Source organism: Citrobacter werkmanii (assembly GCF_008693645.1).
Classification (GTDB): Bacteria; Pseudomonadota; Gammaproteobacteria; order Enterobacterales; family Enterobacteriaceae; genus Citrobacter; species Citrobacter werkmanii.
Window position 1 is genome coordinate 814,925 of record NZ_CP044101.1, and the last position, 17,636, is coordinate 832,560.

A 17,636-nucleotide genomic window follows, 5' to 3' on the forward strand; every position below is an offset into this window, starting at 1 on the left:
CCCCGTGCGGGTGGGCTGTCAGGCGCTAAGCTGACAGGGTTGTGGTACCGCGTTGAGCAGCCATTCACTGGCGTGGCGCGCCATACCGCTGGCGCGGATCACTGCCCGCTTGTCCTGGCGCAGAATATCCAGCCAGTAGCCGATGTAGCTGGCGTGCTGGAGCCTGCCCTGAATGCCGCAATGGGCGCACAGGAAGGCGCTCCCCATCTCCGCCACTAACTCTTCAGCGGCGTAGAGTGCTTCGGTGCGTTCTGCTCCGGCAATACCGGGGCGGTTGAGGCGTGAAGCGTGACCAGTAGCGTGCGTCAGTTCATGCAGCAGCGTGGCGTAGTACGCCTCGCTGCTTGCAAACTGTTGCGGGTGCGGCATCATCACCAGGTCGGTCGCGGGTTTGTAATACGCTTTCGACTGGCGGCGATGGCGTAGCGTCACGCCGCTATTCATCGCGATGGTTTCGGCCATCTCCACAGACTCTGCGGGCCGGGTAAACGGCTCGGACAGCGACTGCGGCAGGCCGTCACACTGCGACAGGTTAAACAGCCGAAATTCACGAATAATCCCGAAATGCCGCACCTTCGGCTCACCGTCTTTATCCAGCAACGGCTGGCCGAGTGCATCGGTCTCTTCCTGTGTGCGCGGCAGATACAACACCGCCAGAGAGGATTTCTCCCCCCGGCGTACCTGCCCACCGAGCGCGCTGACCTGATGGAACGTCAGCCAGCGGTCGCTGGCGAAGCTCTGCTTGTCGGCGCTGTTCCACAGCAGCGGCACGTTGATGCCGTGATACGGTCGACCGGATAACGCATTGATCGGGAACGGCGGCTCGCCATCGCGCCACGGGCGGATCCACGGCACATTGCCGTTTTCCAGCTCAGCAATAATCTGGTCGGTGACTTTCTGGTAGATATCGTTGCTTCTGTCCATTGTGCGATCCTCATGGAAGAAGCCGGAACTGCCTCCACCCGGAAGCGACTCCGGCGGGGAGAGGTTATGCCTGTTCAGCCATCGAGACCTGCACATAGTGGCCGTGATAGTTGAGCGACAGCGGTAATGCGACAGGGACTTTCATATCGCCCTGCGGCGGCTGGCAGTAGATCGTAAAGGTGACTTTCTTGCGGGATGCCCCGGCGGTGCGCAGGGTCAGCAGTACGGCGAGCAACAAATTGCCCAGCCGTTCTTCCACCTGCTGCGGGTCGGCGGGAAATTCCACAGCGGATTGCCAGACATCAGGGGCGATAACCACCGGCATTAACGACGGTTTTTTATCGAAAAGCGACATGGTGTTTCTCCTGTAAATGAGCAGGGAACACCCTTCGCAGGGCATTTCCCTGCGGGATGGAATGGTACAGGTATCCTGCGCATCTGCGCCGTTCGCGCCTTCCGGATACATGGCGAACTTACTGCATGGCTGGCGGTAGTGTTTTCTGCGCGGGTGATAAAAGGGAGGGGAAAATCATTACCGGGGCTGAAGAGTTTTGTCGTTCCTGAAATGTGAACGCAGGCAGATTGATGCGCACTCATCGCTCAAAAAATGATCTTTTTCAGGCGGATACTGAAATCAGAAAAGCATATGACCTTGAACAGTAAACACAATGACTGGAGGGATATGCTAATGAACCAACAAGATATAAACGCATTGAAGAATTTTGATTTTCTGGCGCGCAGTTTTGCCCGTATGCACGCCCTGGGCCAGCCAGTAGATATCGATGCCGTGACCGGCAATATGAGTGATGAACAGCAAGCATGGTTCCGGGAGCGATACGACCACTACCGAAAGCAGGCTGAGCGGGCGAGAGTGATAGAACTGCGGTGATGTAACGAACAACGGGCTTAACGGCCCGTTGCGTTTTTCAGGCTTTGAAAATCTGTTTTCGGTGCCAGCCAACATACTGTTCAGCAGGCCACTGCGTTTTGTCATAAGGGAGGAATAACTGCTGGCCGTCCCGGTGCCAGAACAGATGGTCTACCACCGGGCTACGACTGACGCCGCCGGAGATGCGGATGGTCATACTCTCATCCAGCCCGAATGCCCCCATATCAAACGCATCGTGGTGCAACGTACAGAGCGCCAGGCCATTGTTTACCACGCACGGACCACCGTACGCTTTCCAGTGAATATGCGCCGCTTCAATACCAACCAGCGCGCCATCGAGTCTGAGATCGTAACCACAGAACGCGCACCGTGAGTGGTAAGCGCGAAGAACGATATCCCTGAAACGCGGATCGCGGTTCCTGGAGCGATCGATAAAATCGAATCCCAGTTGGTTGGCCAGGATCCGCTGAATACTTTCCGGGAAGCGATCGGTGAGGATCTTCTGAGCCAGTTGGTCGATCATCTCTGGATGTGCCAGCAATTGCTGGTAAGCCGCTTCATCGAAGCCGCCCGCCACCTGGTTATCAATCAGTTCTTTCTTTGTCGGCTGAGTATTGCCCTTGCGCGGTTTGCAACCTTCTGCGTGAGCGATCTCCCAGAAGCCGTCTGTTCGCAGCCGCCAGAACGGCATATTGGGATAGTCGGTGCGTCGCTTGGGGCCAAACTCTTTCAGCAGGCGAGTAAGCGGTTCGTGGATCTCCAGGCCGTAGTTAAACAGGCGTGGATGGCCTGCTTTGTACTGCGACAGTACGTACAACAGCAGCAGCGGTTTATGTGGCGCGCATACGTCACCCTGACGCCAGACTGAGACGTTAGAGATGGCGGATTGCAGCGTTTCTGGAGAGATCATAAGAATGAACCGGGTAACAGGCTGATGTTATTGCGATCATGCTCGCAAAATGCCGGTGACTCAAGCCCCATTCATCACACCGCCAGTACGAAATCTTCAGGGAATGCGTGTTTTACTGACGATCATCTTCCCGACCTGTTCACCAGCGCTGCGGATATCGCCGACCGCGCTACCCATCACTCCGGCGAAGGCTGCGCCGATCCTAACGCCCGCCCACGTCAGCGCACCCAGCCAGAATGCGGGTAACACCAGGAACATTACGCCCATAATGATATTCACAATCAGATCGTCGGAGGTGTTTTGCAGCCCCCAGAGGTTGAAGTACGAGTGGGTGTCGCTGTCGTACATCATCTGCATCAGCCAGTTATCCAGCCAGCGGGCCAGTTCCCACCAGAAGGTAAGAAAGAACAGGGCGAACTGCACAAAGCTTAGCGTGATGACAGTTTTAAGATCCCATGCCGAGAACAGCAGGAGCACCGGAATACAAATTACCAGCGCCATTTCGAGGAACGCCTGCACCATCGGCAGCGCCTGGCGGACATTATCAAACGCCGGAAACAGGGCGTAGCTGGAAAGCCCCGCGCCGATGATCCCGCCCACACGACTCAGTAACTGCGTCTGGCTGAGATTCTCCCCCGCACTCCCACCAAACCCGTTGTACACCAGCCCGCCCTGCGATACCTGCATATTGCGCGGGCTGACCAGCGAGCGCAGTACCGCTTCTTCATACTCGTCTTTCGACTGCCCCAGTTTTTGCAGTTGCTGCCAGAGCGTGGTATCGACTTGCTTAAGCAGACGGTTTTTCAGCCCCGTATCGCCATCGGACCACCACTCCTTACACGTTGGGTAGCCTCCTCCACCCGTATCGTTCAGGCCATCATCGCGGCTGGCGTCATAAGGCCAGGCGGCGCGGGGCGTATGGGAATGATCGTGGTCGTAATAGCCTGGTGTGGCGAGATAAAAGGCCGATCCCACCCAGTCCACTTCCCGACTCTGTTCCTCGCTGATATCGCTGCCCAGCCGCTTGAGGCGTGCGCGCGACGGCCCGTAGCAGTCGTTAACGAAATCCTGTAGCTCCTGCGCCAGCGCCGGATCGGCGATCCGGGTGTGCTGCACCTCAAAGCGCAACTGGCGCAGGTCCGGCTTGCAAGGTAGCACCGCGACGGCGGCGCTGGTGATGCCTTTGCCCAGCGCATGAGTGAAGTACCACCAGACCGGCACCGAGGCGTTCTGGCCGCTGAGTTCGTTGATCAGTGGTGCGTAGCCGGAATCACCGGGCTGCACCACCGACCAGCCGCACTGCTTCGTGCGCTGGCTGTCGTAGGTGAGGGTATTGATATCAACATTGAGGAACGGCACACCCGCGAAGAAGATCACCAGCAGGGCGCTGTAGAGCGAGTGCTCCACCCAGACGACCAGCAGGCGGGCGACGTTGCCCTCATCAGCCCCCTGGCCTCGTGCTTTAAGCCACAGGGCAACCAGTTTTGCCAGCAGGGGCAGGGCGAACAGCCCGGTGGCGGTCAGCGTCTGCCACACGCCGTTGTTCACCAGCCAGCCGAGCAGGGTGAGCACGTACTCGAAATAGCTGTTGGCGGTCATCGCGGGCTGTCCGGCTGCGGGTTATTGAGGTTGTGTAGACGGCTGTCGCTGTCGTCCGGCACTTCCACCGCCTGTCCCTGAAGCTGGTCGCGCTGCTGCTTGCGTTGCAGGATAAGGCTTGCGGTATTGCGTGTCAGCGCCTGGCGGAAATCAAGTTCCAGCTTAAGCTGGCTCAGCTCTTCATCCAGTTGGGTGGTGGTTTTGCTTAAGCTCTCCTGCGCCTCTTTGACGTTGGCGATATTCGGCTCGCGCATGCCTGCGAGCAGCGTACGCCGGGCCAGCAGCGCCTGCTCGGTGACGCGGGCCAGCGCCAGTTCTCCCGCCAGCCGTTCGGTGAGGACGGCAACATCCGGATCGTCGCGTAGCGCCTCGACCACGCCGCGGGTAAGCTGCATGGATCCGCCGGAGGCTTTCGCCAGATTGTCGAAGCCGGGTTTCTGACTGCCATTAACCAGATCTGTCAGGAGGGGCAGGATCTTCGCTTTTTCTTCGTCGATCAGTGGATGCAGGCCGATCCCCGCCTGTGCGCCGGAACGTGCATCCGGATCGTCGGTGGCCTGCGCCACGCTGATGGTTTGCTCACCCACCACGCGGCTCATCCATCCGGCGGCCTCTTCAGGGGATGTCCAGGTGCTACAAAGTTCTCCGTCGCATTCGGAGGAGGTAAGAGACGTGGTGCTGGTGGCGGGCTGCTGGTTGAGAATATTCCAGCCTGCGGCGGTGGCGTCATGGACCACCTTAATTGGCGGCTGGCCTTTGCCGCCTCGCTTTTCGCCACCTACCCAGCGTTTACCCTTTTCGGCGGCCTCTTTTGCCGCTTTCTGGTCGGTGCGGATGGCGTCATTATCGCTGGCGGCAAGGGTCTGATAGTTCTCCGCTTTGGCTCCGGAAAACCAGGCGGAATCAGTCGCCAAATCGGTCATCTTCTCCGCCATTTTCTGGCAGTTCAGCAGCGACTTATCAAAATCCAGACGCCCCTGCAGCACGCCGTTGGTCAGTAGATCATAAAGCTGCGGATTGGCGCGCTGGATAATCATCGCGGGCAGGCTGGCAACCGCGCCAGTGGCGCTCTGGATAACGTTACCCATCAGTTGCTGGAAGCCATCGGTGATGCCGTTTAGCTGGTTGCGCACCGTGGTGTCGATGTCGAAATTGCCGCACATCATATCGGCGTTCCAGCCAATGCCCACGCTGAGCGGCGAGGGGCTGCGGCGTACCGGAGGCGGCATGACTGCCTCGCCGCCGCCAATCTGATAGTAAAGCTGGTCGTCAACCGCGCCTCGCGTGCGGAAGCTGTAGTCGTCTGCCGCCACGCAAACCCAGGCGAAAAACAGTAAGACCAGGCAAAGAACTCTCATCACCGCCTCCGTTAACCCGTACTGCCGAGGAAGGTTTGCCCCCGGCGCGGACAGCATTTGTAAGGCCGCCACAGCGTCCAGGCGTACGTGCCATCCTCCGCCAGCTTGTCGGCGTAGGTGTCGGTGGCGCTGCCATCCGGGAACACCGAACAGGCGGCGGATTTTTTCGGCGTGAGCATTTGCCAGCGATGGTTATCGCTGTCGCCTTCGATAACCGGGGTGGGCGGCCAGTACCCGGCGCGCGATGAGGCTGTCAGCGGCGTGTAGATATGCGACTGCCCGGTACGCGTCACCAGATCGGCCACGCGCTGGGCGATAACGGCGGCGGCTTTATAGTCGTGTGTCTGGCTGATGGCTCCGGCGCGCGGGTAGATATTGCCCCACATATCGCCGTTCCGACCGACTTCCCGCATGCCCGGCGTCAGCGCCTCCGGGTAGGTCATTTCCGGCACACCGCTGCGCCATGCCAGCGTATCGAGTTGACTCAGAAAGTACGGTTGAAAAGGTTGCGATGAAGGTGAGCAGATATAGCCAAACTGGGTGAAAAACGTCGCCAGCTCATCGCCTGCCGGGAAGCCGATGGCATCGGCATTCTTAAAGCGGATCTTGCTGTGCTGACTGGCAGAACGAGGATTAGTATCGCCGCCGCCTTCGGCAACACCGGGCAACGGTGGGCTGAGTAACGACATCTCTGCCCACGGACTTTGCCCGGTGTTGCTGTAAGCCGACACCACCAGATCCGGGCGGAAATGACTGACCTTCACCGACGTGCGCACCGTACAGCCGAACGGCGTGCAGTACAGCCAGTAGCATAGGCCGACTACCCGGTAGTTCACGCAGTCCGGCGACAGGGCGGAGGCTGCAATTTCCGGCGTGGTAATGGCTCTGAGCGGGAAAGCGGCGCACAGCATCAGGGGCAACAGAAGAGGAAAGCGGTCTGGCATAACGCCTCCGGCAACAGAGTTTTCTTCTGCCGGGTGTAGCGCAATGCTCATACGATCACTGCTGAAAACTGGAACCCGCCCGTGAAAATTGTTGAGTCTGTCATCAACCTTTGCCGGGCTTTCTGGTGTTATTCTGTGGTTCAGGCCGGGCTACGAAAGTGGTTCCGGCCTGTTTTTTTCTTCATTTTTTATTGTGTTTAAGGAGCAAGGCTTATGCCAGTAAAACGAAAACATCTGACCCGCCATGAAGTGGGGCAGATACTGCTTGCAGCGGACAGAGGGATCCATTTTGAGCGCGATTACTGCCTGATTCAGATGTGTTTTTTACACGGTCTGCGGGTCAGTGAACTGTGTGGGATGCGCCTGTCGGATATCGATTTGGTAGGGCGTTCTGTCTATGTCCGACGGCTTAAAAACAGTCTCTCGACGCAGCATCCACTGTTTGATGCCGAATTGCCCGCATTGATGCGCTGGCTAAAGGTGCGCCGACGCTGGCGGGAGGCAGACAGCGACTGGCTTTTTCTGTCGCAGAAAGGAGGCCCGCTGTCGCGTCACCAGGTCAGGTTATTGCTCAGACGTTACGGCGAACTGGGCGGCGTCAGCATTTCCGCATATCCCCATATGCTGAGGCACGGATGCGGCTACGCGCTGGCGGACCTGGGGCGTGATACGCGTCTGATACAGGATTATCTGGGGCACCGGAACATCCGGCATACAGTGATTTATACGGCGACAAATACGCAGAGATTTATGAATGTCTGGGGGAATATGAGAGAAAACCACACAATTAGTGCCAGAATGTAAAGTAGTATCAGAAAAATTTAGCAAAGTGTCAAAATTTTTCTGAGACCCCTTTTGATAACGGATTATCTCTCTGTTTTTAAATAATTATTCCGAACTAATGCAGCTTAACACACCTTTGGTACCCTGCTGGCAACGTGCGTGAGTCGTCCACGTTGCCAGTTTTCATTTGCTCACCGCCTTACTGTTTTATGCCATTCCGAAAGCTCAGTTCCTCTCCCGATGGCATTTTATTTCTCATTCTCTTCTTCCACATCATTTTCTCCTGAACTCACCACTCTGGCACTAACGGGAAAGTCTAACGCAGATTTTTTCACCGCCAGAGTGATGCGGGGCCGAGTCCCGAATGTTCTTTCATCAAGGAGAAACACATGAAAAAAACGATGTTAAGCGCGTGTTTTATGCTAGCGGCGGCTAATGCCATGGCCGCCGACGGCACCATCCACTTCACCGGTAGCATTACCGACCAGACCTGCAAGATCGACACTGGCTCCCAGAATCTACCGGTGAACCTCGGCAATGTTGCCCAGACTGCCCTTAACGGGGCAAAGGGGATGAGAGCGGCGCCAACGCAATTTACCATCAACGTGAGCGAGTGCCCGGAAACGGTCACCGGTGCAAATGTGAAATTTGACGGGACATCCGATAACAACGACCAGAGCCTGCTGGCGCTGGACAGTGGCACGGGCATCGCCACCGGGGTTGGGATCCAGATCGCAGATAAAAACGGCACGGCCATCCCACTGCACTCCGCTTCATCCGACTACACCCTCGCAGAAGGCGCAAATGCGCTCGACTTTGTCGCTCGCTATGTCTCCACAGGCCCGGCGGTCACCACCGGTACAGCAAACGGTACCTCTGAGTTCACCATCATTTACAAATAACGCTGTGCCGTCGCGGGGCGCATTCTCCTCCTCCTACCCATGCGCCGCCGCATAACAGGGAGCGTTTCGCAGGGATGCGTATTTTTCGTCCGGAGATAACAAGATGAACAGGTATGCAGACATTTTGCTGGCGCTATTGCTGGCCGTATTTACCGTGCAGGCACAGGCCGGGATTGTCATTGGCGGGACACGGATCATTTATAACGGCGACAAAAAAGAGACCTCCGCTTCTATACGCAACCCCGACAGGTCCGGCGTCTGGCTGGTGCAGAGCTGGGTAGATAGCGGGATGAAAGGAAGTAAAACGCCATTTATCGTGACGCCGCCGTTATTTCGCATTAATCCAGGCGAAGAGAACATCCTGCGCATTGTGCGCACTGGAGGGAGCCTGCCTGAAGATCGGGAATCGGTGTTCTGGCTGAACGTGAAGTCCATTCCCGCCACCGACGACAGCGTGCCGCATAACAACGTTCTGCAAGTGGTGGTGAAATCCCGCCTGAAACTCTTTTACCGCCCGGCGGGGCTGGAAGGACAGCCGGAGACGGCTTACCACCATCTGTCGGTCTCCCGTAGCGGCAATCGTCTTACGGTCAGCAATCCCACGTCTTACTACGTCACTTTGTTCACCTTAAAGGTGGACGGGCAGGAGATCAAAGAGGCCGATATGGTGCCGCCGAAAGGCAGCGTCAGCTTCACACTGCCATCGGCCACGGCGTCCACGGTGACCTGGCAGTCGATCAGTGATTACGGCGGCGTCAGTCAGACCGAAAGCCGTAAGCTCTGAAGGAGGGAATATGAATAACCCGAATTCCCGACTGATGATCTTCCTGCTGGCGCTGTTGCTGATTATGGTGCTGCTATTGGGTTATCTGCGTCATGCGGAAGCTCGCGAGACCTTCAATACCCACGCGCTGGAGCTGGACAGTCCGGGCCAGGCGGTCGTTGACTTATCCGCCTTTTCCGAATCCGATGGCCAGCTACCGGGCACTTACCGGGTGACGGTGTACGTCAACGGCGAGCAGCAGGGCGAGGCGCAGGATATTGCCTTCGTTGCCGGACCGGATAAAAAACTCATCGCACAGTTAACCCCGGCGATGCTGAAAGACTGGGGCGTGAATACCGCTGCGTTTCCTGCGCTGACCGCACTGCCAGCGGACAAACCGCTGGAGGATATCGGCCACTATATCCCGATGGCTTCCAGCGAGCTGCGTTTCAGTAAACTGCAACTGAACCTCAGTATCCCGCAGGCGGCGATGAGCGCTACCGCGCGCGGCTGGGTGGATCCGTCCGAATGGGACGAGGGCGTACCTGCCGCGCTGCTGAACTATAACCTCAGCGGCAGCAATACCTGGCGCGACGGGGAAAATGGCTCCGATGATAACTACTACGCCAACCTGCAGAGCGGGCTGAACCTCGGCGCGTGGCGGCTGCGCAACTATTCCACCTGGAATTACGACGAGGATAACGGCAGCCACTGGGATTCAGTGAACACGTATCTTCAGCGGGATATCCAGCGCCTGCAGGGGCAGCTCACGCTCGGCGACAGTTATACCCCGTCGGACATCTTCGACAGCGTGCAGTTTCGCGGCGCGCAACTGGCGTCGGATGACAATATGCTGCCGGACAGCCTGCGCGGGTTTGCCCCGATCATCCGCGGTATTGCCCAGTCGAACGCCCAGGTCACCATTAAGCAGAACGGCTACACCATCTACCAGAGCTACGTCGCGCCGGGGGCCTTCGCCATCAGCGATCTCTACCCGACCTCGGGCAGCGGTGACCTGGAGGTAACGATTAAAGAAGCCGACGGCAGCGAGCGAACCTTTATTCAGCCATTCTCTGCGGTACCGATTATGCAGCGTGAAGGCCGTCTGAAGTATGCCCTCACTGCCGGGAAATACCGCAGCGGCAACAGCGACAGCGATGAGCCTGAGTTTGGCCAGATAACGGCAATTTACGGCCTGCCGCACGCCATCACGATTTATGGCGGCACGCTGTACTCGGAGGACTATCAGTCCGGGGCGGCGGGTCTGGGGTTTGGTCTCGGCGAGCTGGGTTCGGTTTCCGCCGATATCACCGCTGCGCACACCACGCTGAATAACGATGAAACTCACGACGGCCAGTCGTACCGGGTGCAGTACTCAAAAGATTTTCAGGCCACCGATACCAGCTTCACCCTGGCGGCGTACCGCTATTCCACGGAGGGGTTCTACACCTTCCAGGAGGCGAACGATTTACGCTCAGACAGCGACGACGGCTGGCGGCTGACGTACAACAAGCGGCAGAAACTGCAGCTCGATCTCACCCAGAGTATCGGCAGCTACGGTTCGTTCTTTGTTTCCGGCTACCAGCAGGATTACTGGCATGAGGACGGTTACGAGCGCACCCTCAGTACCGGGTGGAACGGCAATATCAATGGCGTCAGCTACAGCGTTTCCTACAGCTACAGTGATTATCCGGACAGCACTCAGCCTGCCGACCAGCAGCTGGCGTTCAGCATCCAGGTACCTCTCAGCCGCTTTATGCCGAACGCGTGGGCCAGCTACAGCGTCAATACTGCGAAGCACGGTGACACCCGTCAGCAGGTGGGCCTCAATGGGACGGCGCTTGCCGATAACAACCTTAGCTACAGCCTCCAGCAGAGCTACACCAATCACGGTACGGGCGGCTCCGGCAATATCAACGCCGACTATAAAGGCGGGCAGGGGGAAATCACCGGCGGCTACAACTATGACGACGATATGCAGCAGGTGAACTATGGCCTGAAAGGGGGGATTGTCGTCCATCCACATGGCGTCACTCTTTCCCAGCCGCTTGGTGACTCACTTGCCATCGTGAAAGCGCCAGGCGCGGACGACGCGAAGGTGCAGAACAACACCGGGGTCTATACCGACTGGCGCGGCTATGCGGTCGTGCCGTACGTCAACGCCTACCGGAAAAACCGCATCGCACTGGACACCAGCACACTCGGCGATGGAGTCGATATCGACACCGCCGTGCAGACGGTGACGCCAACGCAGGGCGCAGTGGTAATGGCGGACTTCAACACCCGCGTCGGACGGCGCGTACTGATGACGCTGCTTTACCGTGGGCTGCCGGTGCCGTTCGGCGCTCAGGCGAAAATGAAGGAGGGCGGCAGCGGCATCGTTGGCGATGACGGCCAGGTGTACCTGACAGGCGTCCCGGATGAAGGTGATATCACGGTGAACTGGAATGGAAAGCAGCAGTGCGTGGTGCATTACCGGTTGCCGCAGAATGCCGCAAACGCGCCGGTAACGGAAACTGAGCAGGAGTGTCGGGAATGAAACTTATTCGCTACATTGTGGCCCTTACGAGTGTCATCATGTTTTCTCTGCCAGTGATGGTCTGGGCGTCATGCGCCTTTACGGGCGGTGCAACCTCAGAAATTAGCGGCTATGTCACATTTGGCAATGTGTCTGTTCAACGCGATGCGCCGATAGGCAGCGTGCTTGCTACGGCGACAACCGGGACTTATAACGGTGGGCAGGCGATTGCCGGATGTTCTGAATCCTGGACTTATCGCTGGGAACTGAGCAAATGGAGCTCGTTGAGTTCCCAGGGCAACAAAGTCTATAACACCAATATTGCAGGAGTGGGGCTCCGGCTAACAAACACTGCATCTGGAAAGTTGCTTCCCTATGACCAGAGTATGGGAACGGGCAGCGTCATTATTAATGCTGATGGTATTAAAGCTGAATTAATCAAAACGGGCGACATTACGGGCGGAACCCTGGATACCGGTATGCTGGCGCGGGCCTCGGTTGCAAACCAGTTTTATTTTGCCAATGTCACGTTGAATGGCACAAATACCATTACCTCTGAATCCTGCTCCGTTACCACTAACCCGGTTAATGTCCCGCTGGGGGATCATGACAAAAGTGAGTTCAGCGGTCCGGGTACCGGAACGGCCTGGCAGACATTCAATATCAATCTGAGTTGTGTTCAGGGCGCGCGGATTAATGTGCGTATTGACGCCACAGCAGACAGCGACGCAGGCGTACCCGGTGTCATTAAACTCGACAGCGATCCCGTTAATGCCAGCGGTGTCGGCGTTCAGCTCTGGTATCGCTATGAAGATAGCCCGGTACAGTTCGGCCAGGAGCGGTATTACTATACCTCGCCATCAGGTGGTAACGAATATGTTCAGCTTCAGGCGCGCTATTACCAGACAACGCAGAGCATCACGGCCGGAAAAGCGAACGCCACAGCGACATTCACGCTGAGCTACAAGTAAATCACCGGAGCAATGACATGAGAAAAGTTATATGTTTCATGCTGTTGATGCTGGTGGTTTCACCGATCGCCCGAGCCAGTTGTTCATTTTACAGCGGCGTGTCCGGAGAAGTGCCGGGTTATCTGAACTTCGGCAATGTGGTTGTTCAGCGTGATGCACCGATAGGCAGTGTACTCGCCACCGCAGTAACAGGCGCTTATAACAATGGCAATGCCATTGCAGGATGCACCAGGGAGGCCTGGACCGCTCGCTGGGAGTTGACGCAGTGGGGGACGCTCAGTGGCTATGGCAACGGCGTCTACAATACCAACCTCGCTGGTGTCGGTTTACGTCTGAGTGCAGCACAAACGGGCAAAGTACTGCCCTATGAAGGCAGTTACCCCTACAACGCCGGAGGCTCATGGGCATCTATTCCTGGCGATGGCATCAAAGGGGAGCTTATCAAAACGGGAGATATCACCAGCGGCACGTTAACCGACGGTATGCTGGCGCGCGCCTCGGTAGTGAACCAGTTTTATTTTGCTAACGTCACGCTTAACGGCACCAACACTGTCACTGCAGCCTCCTGCTCGGTGACCTCGGTGGATGAGCCGGTCCAGCTTGGCGATCACAACAGGCAGGAGTTCAGCGGTGTGGGCTACACCACGGAGTGGAAGGCGTTTAATATCGTGCTGGACTGCAATAAAAGCGCGCATATTTATGTGCAAATTGATGCCACAAAAGATGCGTCGAATGCGCCAGGCGTGATGGCCATTGATTCCGAAAGCGGCAGTACCGTGGCGACGGGCGTTGGGGTTCAGCTTTACTTCGCGCCGGACAACAGCGCGGCGCAGTTCGGGCAGGTGAAGGATTATTATACTTCGCCAAATGGCGGGATGGAGACCGTTCAGCTCAAGGCGCGTTATTACCAGACGGCTTCAGCGGTGACGGCGGGACCCGCCAATGCGACGGCGACGTTTACGCTGACGTATAAATAGCTACCTGAACAATTTTAAAGGTTTTAGACTAATCCTCTGTTTATCAGGGAAGATGATAATGACCCAATATTGGTGGAAAGATCTTTTTGATCGCAATAATAACTGGCAGGGTCTGGAGTTGACACTCAAGAGCAGCCAGAGGACCGACGTGGCAATCGAAATGCTAAGTGGTCGTTATGGGCGGATGGCGCTACAGGTCTCCGGGAAGACATTATTCTGGGCATCAATGTTGAAAGACCATTCCGGAGTCTGGTTGGTGTTTAATGCCGATCATTCCGTTTGCCAGACATTATTACCGGCTGTCACATCTGAAGATATTGAGGGTATTAAAAACAAAGGCGAACGGGCCTGGACAGGTGAATGGTGTCGCTATTTTTCCCGGCAATTAATGAATGCGTCAGTGCCTCTTCTGTCTCCTCGCCGATGGCTGATAAGGCCGATGGAGGTCAAATATTCATTACCAAAATTATCCGGACAGCGTGTTCCTGTGAATAGCTGGCGTTTTGATGCCCCAGAAAGCAGCGGGAATATCGGCTGTAGCTGGACGCTCTACGGCGAAGATTTTCCTGATTTGGTCAATCCTGACAAAGTCAGATTAGTGGATTGGTGGTGGGGAGGTAGCCTGCTACTTGGGCGTTATCCGATACAACCTGATGCCGGAAGGTTGAAATGGTGGCGTAAAAAATGCCGTGAGGGTGCGCTGCCTCCAGTACTTGTCTGGTATATAGCAGGGCTGGGATCATTTGTTATTCTTGATGGTCATTATCGTTTACAGGCAGCTATTGCAGAAGAAATCCCTCCTTCATTTCTGGTGCTCAGCGAATTGCAGGAACAGGATTTTGCTACCGATCAAGACCATCGGGCCCGTATTGTCCGGGCTTTAGAACAGCAGCTCAAAAATCCTAAGTGCAAAATCGATGGTGTAAATCAGACGCTGATTAATCTTTATGATACACGCTATCTTTATGCCTCAACCCATAGCCGCGCGACGCTTGGCGAAGGAACGCGTTGGGCGCAGGAGTTAGAAAGCTATCTGCAACGGCATCAGTTGGAAGACTATCGGGACAGGATACTTAATGGCGTTAACGATGAATGCTGAATTAAGGATAACAAATGGCGGCATTCTTTAGGGAATACAGAGTAAACGAGCTTGCGGATACCAGCATCCCTGCTGGCGACTATTTTAATGACACTGGTTTTTGACTCTCGAGACTCTGGTGTACCGCCTCACAAATCCGGCTCACCGCCAGTCCGTCCACTGCGGTTACCGGGTAGGGTGCTTTATGTCTGACCGCCCGCACAAAGTCATTGATAGGGTCGATACCGAAACCGCTGGCGACGCCGTTGCGGTAGTTGATGAAATAGCTGTTGGGCGTGAGCGTCATGCCCGGCGTGGTGATTTCCAGCCCGCGATGCTGTGAAGTGCTGCGGATATACGTGGCCTCGCAGAGAATATCGATGCGCCCGTCGTTGTCCTTCGGAAAACCCTCCGGCAGCACCCATGAGTTTTCCACCACCCATGAACTGCCATCAGCCATTGTCAGCAGGCTCTGCACGCTGTCGTGGGTGTCGATCCCGCACATGTCCAGCAATTGCTTCTGGCCCACCGCATACACCGATACCACCTCCTGCCCGGAGAGATACCGCACCAGGTCGAAACAATGGGAACCCAGAAACCACACCGGGGAGCTTGCGCCTGCCCAGTCCAGCCACTGCGTCGGGACCGTTATCACGTCGTCCATGCTGATATGCCCGCGCAGGATCCGCCCGGTTTCCGGCTTCTCCAGTTCAGCTTTGATGCGCATCACCGCCGGGTCCCAGCGCTTGTGGAAATCGACGCCGACCAGCAGGTCCCTCTGCCGCGCCATCTCCACGATAAGCTCGCACTCGCGTACCGAAGTGGCGAGCGGTTTCTCCGCCAGCACATGCTTGCCATGGCGCAGGGCGGTGAGGATGGATTCGGTGTGGTACGGGTCAGGTGTCGCCACCGAGACCACATCGACGGCTTCTTCCTGCAGCAGGACATCCAGCCGGGTATAACCCATCACGCCGTAGGTCATGGCAAGGTCGTCACAGTGCTCTGTATCGGTGTCGCAGATAGCGACCAGCACCGTGTCCGGGTTATGGCTGTACGCGTTCATATGGTGCTTGCCGTAGATACCTGCGCCCACCACGGCGGCTCTGATTTTGTTCATGATGATGTCCTCAGAATAAGCCCAGGGAAAACAGCCAGCCGACTATTACCGCAAGCGGCCCGGTTAACTGGCGTGAGAGCAGAAAGGCAGGGACGCCCTTCGCGATGGTCTCCGGTTTTGCCCCCTGCATGGAAAGGCCCACCGGGACGAAGTCGCAGCCGACCTGCACATTGATGGCAAACAGCGCGGGCAGAGCGAAGGCCGGGGATATGGCACCTGCGCCAATCTGCGTACCAATCATCACGCCGATGACCTGCGAGATGGCCGCACCCGGCCCGAGTACCGGGGAGAGGAACGGAATGCCACAGATGAGCGAGAGCAGCACCAGCCCCCACAACGAGTTCGCCAGCGGCGTCAGGGCGTGGGCAATCAGGCTGCCGAGAGTGGTCTCCTGCACCAGCGCAATCAGCAGCGAGACAAAGGCCATAAACGGGATAACGTTACGCAGCGACACGTCCACCGCCTCGCGGCTGGCAGCGAACAGCAGGGCGATAACGTGGCCGACGGCGGTACCGGTCTGCTCGACCATGCGCACCAGTTTCTCCGCGCCACGGGGAGGCGGTGGTGTGCTGATAACCTGTGGTGCAGTGACAGGCACCGGCTCCGGTTCACCGTCAGGGGCTTCGGCGGTATCTACCAGAACCAGTTGCTCCATCGTGACGCCGGAAACGTAGTTATCCTCGGTAATAAAGTGCGCCAGCGGTCCGGCCCGCCAGGTGGGGAGCACGTTGACGGTCGGGATACCCTTCTGCGGGTACAGGCCGCAGCGCAGGGACCCGGCGCAGTTAATCACCACGCACAGGATGTCGTTATCCGGCGGGATATCGGCGAAGCCGTTAACGATTTCCGATTCGGTGAGCGCGCCGATTTCTATCGCCACCGGATGGATTTCCCGCCCGGTCAGCGACAGCACCTTTTTGCCACTAGCGACGGGCAGCCACAGCCCTTTACCGTAGCCACCGGGGCCGGGAGGAATCAGTACCGTGTTCATGGCCGTCCCTCCTCTATCACCAGGTTACCGTGCAGGTCATGGAGTTTCGGCACCGGGCCGGAGAGGTGAACCGCGCCGATGTGACAGGGATTCAGGTCACCGTTAAACACCAGTGTCAGATGTCCGAGTTCAAACAGCGCCTGCTGAGCCCCCTTGCCAACGGCAGTCACCAGATAGTCGTGCCCCGCCAGCATCAGGCGGTCGCCAGGAAGTATCATCAGGCTCTCTTCCCGGAATGACGGCTCCAGCGACAGCGAGTAATCGAGGCAGTCCTTTGGCCCGTTGCTGTCGAAGGTGATGAGCATTTTGTCGGTGAGGCCGTCGGCGACGAACAGCCCGATAGCAGTAATACGCGCACAGTAAATCATCATGGCGCATTCCCCCGCTTGCTGAGCCGCAGGAACACGTACTCGGTGATAATTCCGCGTATCAGGCCAATCAGCATGGCAGCGGCGATATAGCGCAGCGCCAGCGGGGTGACGGGCAGGCCGAGCGCCTTAACCCCGGCAGCCACGCCGAGCCAGACGAACAACTCCGACGGCACCACATGGGGAAACAGACTGGTGAGCGGATGGGCGGTGGTGCCGAGTGCATCCTCATAGCCGGGCTTGCTCTTTTCGGGCAGGAGTTTGCCTAAAGTGAGCGCGCCGGGGCTGCTCATAAAAAACCAGCCGAGCACCGGCAGTACGCCGTAGGTGAGAATGCGCGAGCGGCCGAGCAGGGCGGCGACTTTCTCCATTCTGATGGTGCCGACCAGCTTCATCAGGAAGTTGATGGCCAGCAGCAGACAGATAAGCATCGGGATAAGCCCGGTCATCATGTCGAGGAAGATTTTGCCTGCGGCGTGGAACAGGTGGATAAAGCCTTCAGCCAGAGAGACCAGAAACATGGCGGCCTCCTGTACTCAGTGTG

At 57.2% G+C, this 17,636-nt stretch carries 18 protein-coding genes; 8 read left to right on the forward strand and 10 right to left on the reverse strand.

All coding sequences use genetic code 11. From position 1 onward, the window contains the following. Positions 1-18: 18 nt before the first annotated feature. Positions 19-924: an ArdC family protein gene (locus tag FOB24_RS04580; protein WP_150344565.1), complete on the reverse strand. Its 906-nt coding sequence runs from the start codon at positions 922-924 to the stop codon at positions 19-21. A gap of 64 nt (positions 925-988) precedes the next feature. Continuing rightward, complete coding sequence (locus FOB24_RS04585; protein ID WP_025713656.1) at positions 989-1,279, reverse strand: hypothetical protein; 291 nt, start codon at positions 1,277-1,279, stop codon at positions 989-991. Between the two features lie 333 nt (positions 1,280-1,612). On the opposite strand from FOB24_RS04585, the gene glgS reads away from it, so the two are divergent. Next, entirely contained in the window at positions 1,613-1,813 is a 201-nt protein-coding gene (glgS, locus tag FOB24_RS04590; RefSeq protein WP_020845974.1) for a cell surface composition regulator GlgS, read from the forward strand. A gap of 37 nt (positions 1,814-1,850) precedes the next feature. On the opposite strand, the gene FOB24_RS04595 is transcribed toward glgS, so the two are convergent. The 4 genes from FOB24_RS04595 to FOB24_RS04610 all read right to left on the reverse strand — a co-directional run bounded on the left by FOB24_RS04595 (position 1,851) and on the right by FOB24_RS04610 (position 6,624). After that, on the reverse strand, positions 1,851-2,723 hold the full coding sequence (locus FOB24_RS04595) for a phosphorothioated DNA-binding restriction endonuclease (RefSeq protein ID WP_061382774.1): 873 nt from the start codon (positions 2,721-2,723) through the stop codon (positions 1,851-1,853). 96 nt (positions 2,724-2,819) lie between these two features. Then, entirely contained in the window at positions 2,820-4,322 is a 1,503-nt protein-coding gene (locus FOB24_RS04600) for a conjugal transfer protein TraG N-terminal domain-containing protein (protein WP_150344566.1), read from the reverse strand. After that, entirely contained in the window at positions 4,319-5,680 is a 1,362-nt protein-coding gene (locus FOB24_RS04605) for an integrating conjugative element protein (protein ID WP_150344567.1), read from the reverse strand. The genes FOB24_RS04600 and FOB24_RS04605 overlap by 4 nt, the downstream gene beginning before the upstream one ends. An 11-nt stretch (positions 5,681-5,691) precedes the next feature. Continuing rightward, positions 5,692-6,624: a TIGR03756 family integrating conjugative element protein gene (locus FOB24_RS04610; RefSeq protein ID WP_223851244.1), complete on the reverse strand. Its 933-nt coding sequence runs from the start codon at positions 6,622-6,624 to the stop codon at positions 5,692-5,694. A 213-nt stretch (positions 6,625-6,837) separates the two neighbouring features. Between FOB24_RS04610 and FOB24_RS04615 the strand changes: the two genes are divergently transcribed. From FOB24_RS04615 to FOB24_RS04645, 7 genes are all read left to right on the forward strand, one after another. Beyond that, entirely contained in the window at positions 6,838-7,428 is a 591-nt protein-coding gene (locus FOB24_RS04615; protein WP_032718898.1) for a tyrosine-type DNA invertase, read from the forward strand. Positions 7,429-7,796: 368 nt separating this feature from the next. Then, positions 7,797-8,309 (forward strand): fimbrial protein, encoded by a 513-nt coding sequence (locus FOB24_RS04620; protein WP_009654430.1) that lies wholly within the window; start codon positions 7,797-7,799, stop codon positions 8,307-8,309. 103 nt (positions 8,310-8,412) lie between these two features. Continuing rightward, positions 8,413-9,093, forward strand: coding sequence for a fimbrial biogenesis chaperone (locus tag FOB24_RS04625; protein WP_134769814.1), 681 nt, complete (start codon positions 8,413-8,415; stop codon positions 9,091-9,093). 10 nt (positions 9,094-9,103) lie between these two features. Then, the gene (locus tag FOB24_RS04630) at positions 9,104-11,611 is read left to right on the forward strand and encodes a fimbria/pilus outer membrane usher protein (RefSeq protein ID WP_150344568.1); all 2,508 of its coding nucleotides are present in this window, start codon (positions 9,104-9,106) and stop codon (positions 11,609-11,611) included. Next, positions 11,608-12,561, forward strand: coding sequence for a fimbrial protein (locus FOB24_RS04635; RefSeq protein ID WP_223851232.1), 954 nt, complete (start codon positions 11,608-11,610; stop codon positions 12,559-12,561). The genes FOB24_RS04630 and FOB24_RS04635 overlap by 4 nt, the downstream gene beginning before the upstream one ends. Before the next feature lie 17 nt (positions 12,562-12,578). Next, the gene (locus FOB24_RS04640) at positions 12,579-13,538 is read left to right on the forward strand and encodes a fimbrial protein (RefSeq protein ID WP_150344569.1); all 960 of its coding nucleotides are present in this window, start codon (positions 12,579-12,581) and stop codon (positions 13,536-13,538) included. 58 nt (positions 13,539-13,596) lie between these two features. Further along, complete coding sequence (locus FOB24_RS04645; RefSeq protein WP_150344570.1) at positions 13,597-14,637, forward strand: ParB/Srx family N-terminal domain-containing protein; 1,041 nt, start codon at positions 13,597-13,599, stop codon at positions 14,635-14,637. Positions 14,638-14,716: 79 nt separating this feature from the next. On the opposite strand, the gene FOB24_RS04650 is transcribed toward FOB24_RS04645, so the two are convergent. Genes FOB24_RS04650 through srlA form a run of 4 tightly spaced genes read right to left on the reverse strand, consistent with a single transcriptional unit; the run spans position 14,717 to position 17,613 of the window. Continuing rightward, positions 14,717-15,733 carry a Gfo/Idh/MocA family protein gene (locus FOB24_RS04650; protein WP_150344571.1) on the reverse strand — a complete coding sequence of 339 codons (1,017 nt, stop codon included), beginning with the start codon at positions 15,731-15,733 and terminating at the stop codon, positions 14,717-14,719. A gap of 10 nt (positions 15,734-15,743) precedes the next feature. Further along, positions 15,744-16,724, reverse strand: coding sequence for a PTS glucitol/sorbitol transporter subunit IIB (gene srlE, locus FOB24_RS04655; protein WP_150344572.1), 981 nt, complete (start codon positions 16,722-16,724; stop codon positions 15,744-15,746). Continuing rightward, complete coding sequence (locus FOB24_RS04660; protein WP_150344573.1) at positions 16,721-17,095, reverse strand: PTS glucitol/sorbitol transporter subunit IIA; 375 nt, start codon at positions 17,093-17,095, stop codon at positions 16,721-16,723. The genes srlE and FOB24_RS04660 overlap by 4 nt, the downstream gene beginning before the upstream one ends. Next, on the reverse strand, positions 17,092-17,613 hold the full coding sequence (gene srlA / locus FOB24_RS04665) for a PTS glucitol/sorbitol transporter subunit IIC (protein ID WP_150344574.1): 522 nt from the start codon (positions 17,611-17,613) through the stop codon (positions 17,092-17,094). The genes FOB24_RS04660 and srlA overlap by 4 nt, the downstream gene beginning before the upstream one ends. Between the last annotated feature and the right edge of the window lie 23 nt (positions 17,614-17,636).

Bases quoted from the DNA above. Each gene is read 5' to 3' on its own strand.
- FOB24_RS04580 (WP_150344565.1), bottom strand. From the start codon at position 924: ATGGACAGAAGCAACGATATCTACCAGAAAGTCACCGACCAGATTATT.
- FOB24_RS04585 (WP_025713656.1), bottom strand. From the start codon at position 1,279: ATGTCGCTTTTCGATAAAAAACCGTCGTTAATGCCGGTGGTTATCGCC.
- glgS (WP_020845974.1), top strand. From the start codon at position 1,613: ATGAACCAACAAGATATAAACGCATTGAAGAATTTTGATTTTCTGGCG.
- FOB24_RS04595 (WP_061382774.1), bottom strand. From the start codon at position 2,723: ATGATCTCTCCAGAAACGCTGCAATCCGCCATCTCTAACGTCTCAGTC.
- FOB24_RS04600 (WP_150344566.1), bottom strand. From the start codon at position 4,322: ATGACCGCCAACAGCTATTTCGAGTACGTGCTCACCCTGCTCGGCTGG.
- FOB24_RS04605 (WP_150344567.1), bottom strand. From the start codon at position 5,680: ATGAGAGTTCTTTGCCTGGTCTTACTGTTTTTCGCCTGGGTTTGCGTG.
- FOB24_RS04610 (WP_223851244.1), bottom strand. From the start codon at position 6,624: ATGCCAGACCGCTTTCCTCTTCTGTTGCCCCTGATGCTGTGCGCCGCT.
- FOB24_RS04615 (WP_032718898.1), top strand. From the start codon at position 6,838: ATGCCAGTAAAACGAAAACATCTGACCCGCCATGAAGTGGGGCAGATA.
- FOB24_RS04620 (WP_009654430.1), top strand. From the start codon at position 7,797: ATGAAAAAAACGATGTTAAGCGCGTGTTTTATGCTAGCGGCGGCTAAT.
- FOB24_RS04625 (WP_134769814.1), top strand. From the start codon at position 8,413: ATGAACAGGTATGCAGACATTTTGCTGGCGCTATTGCTGGCCGTATTT.
- FOB24_RS04630 (WP_150344568.1), top strand. From the start codon at position 9,104: ATGAATAACCCGAATTCCCGACTGATGATCTTCCTGCTGGCGCTGTTG.
- FOB24_RS04635 (WP_223851232.1), top strand. From the start codon at position 11,608: ATGAAACTTATTCGCTACATTGTGGCCCTTACGAGTGTCATCATGTTT.
- FOB24_RS04640 (WP_150344569.1), top strand. From the start codon at position 12,579: ATGAGAAAAGTTATATGTTTCATGCTGTTGATGCTGGTGGTTTCACCG.
- FOB24_RS04645 (WP_150344570.1), top strand. From the start codon at position 13,597: ATGACCCAATATTGGTGGAAAGATCTTTTTGATCGCAATAATAACTGG.
- FOB24_RS04650 (WP_150344571.1), bottom strand. From the start codon at position 15,733: ATGAACAAAATCAGAGCCGCCGTGGTGGGCGCAGGTATCTACGGCAAG.
- srlE (WP_150344572.1), bottom strand. From the start codon at position 16,724: ATGAACACGGTACTGATTCCTCCCGGCCCCGGTGGCTACGGTAAAGGG.
- FOB24_RS04660 (WP_150344573.1), bottom strand. From the start codon at position 17,095: ATGATGATTTACTGTGCGCGTATTACTGCTATCGGGCTGTTCGTCGCC.
- srlA (WP_150344574.1), bottom strand. From the start codon at position 17,613: ATGTTTCTGGTCTCTCTGGCTGAAGGCTTTATCCACCTGTTCCACGCC.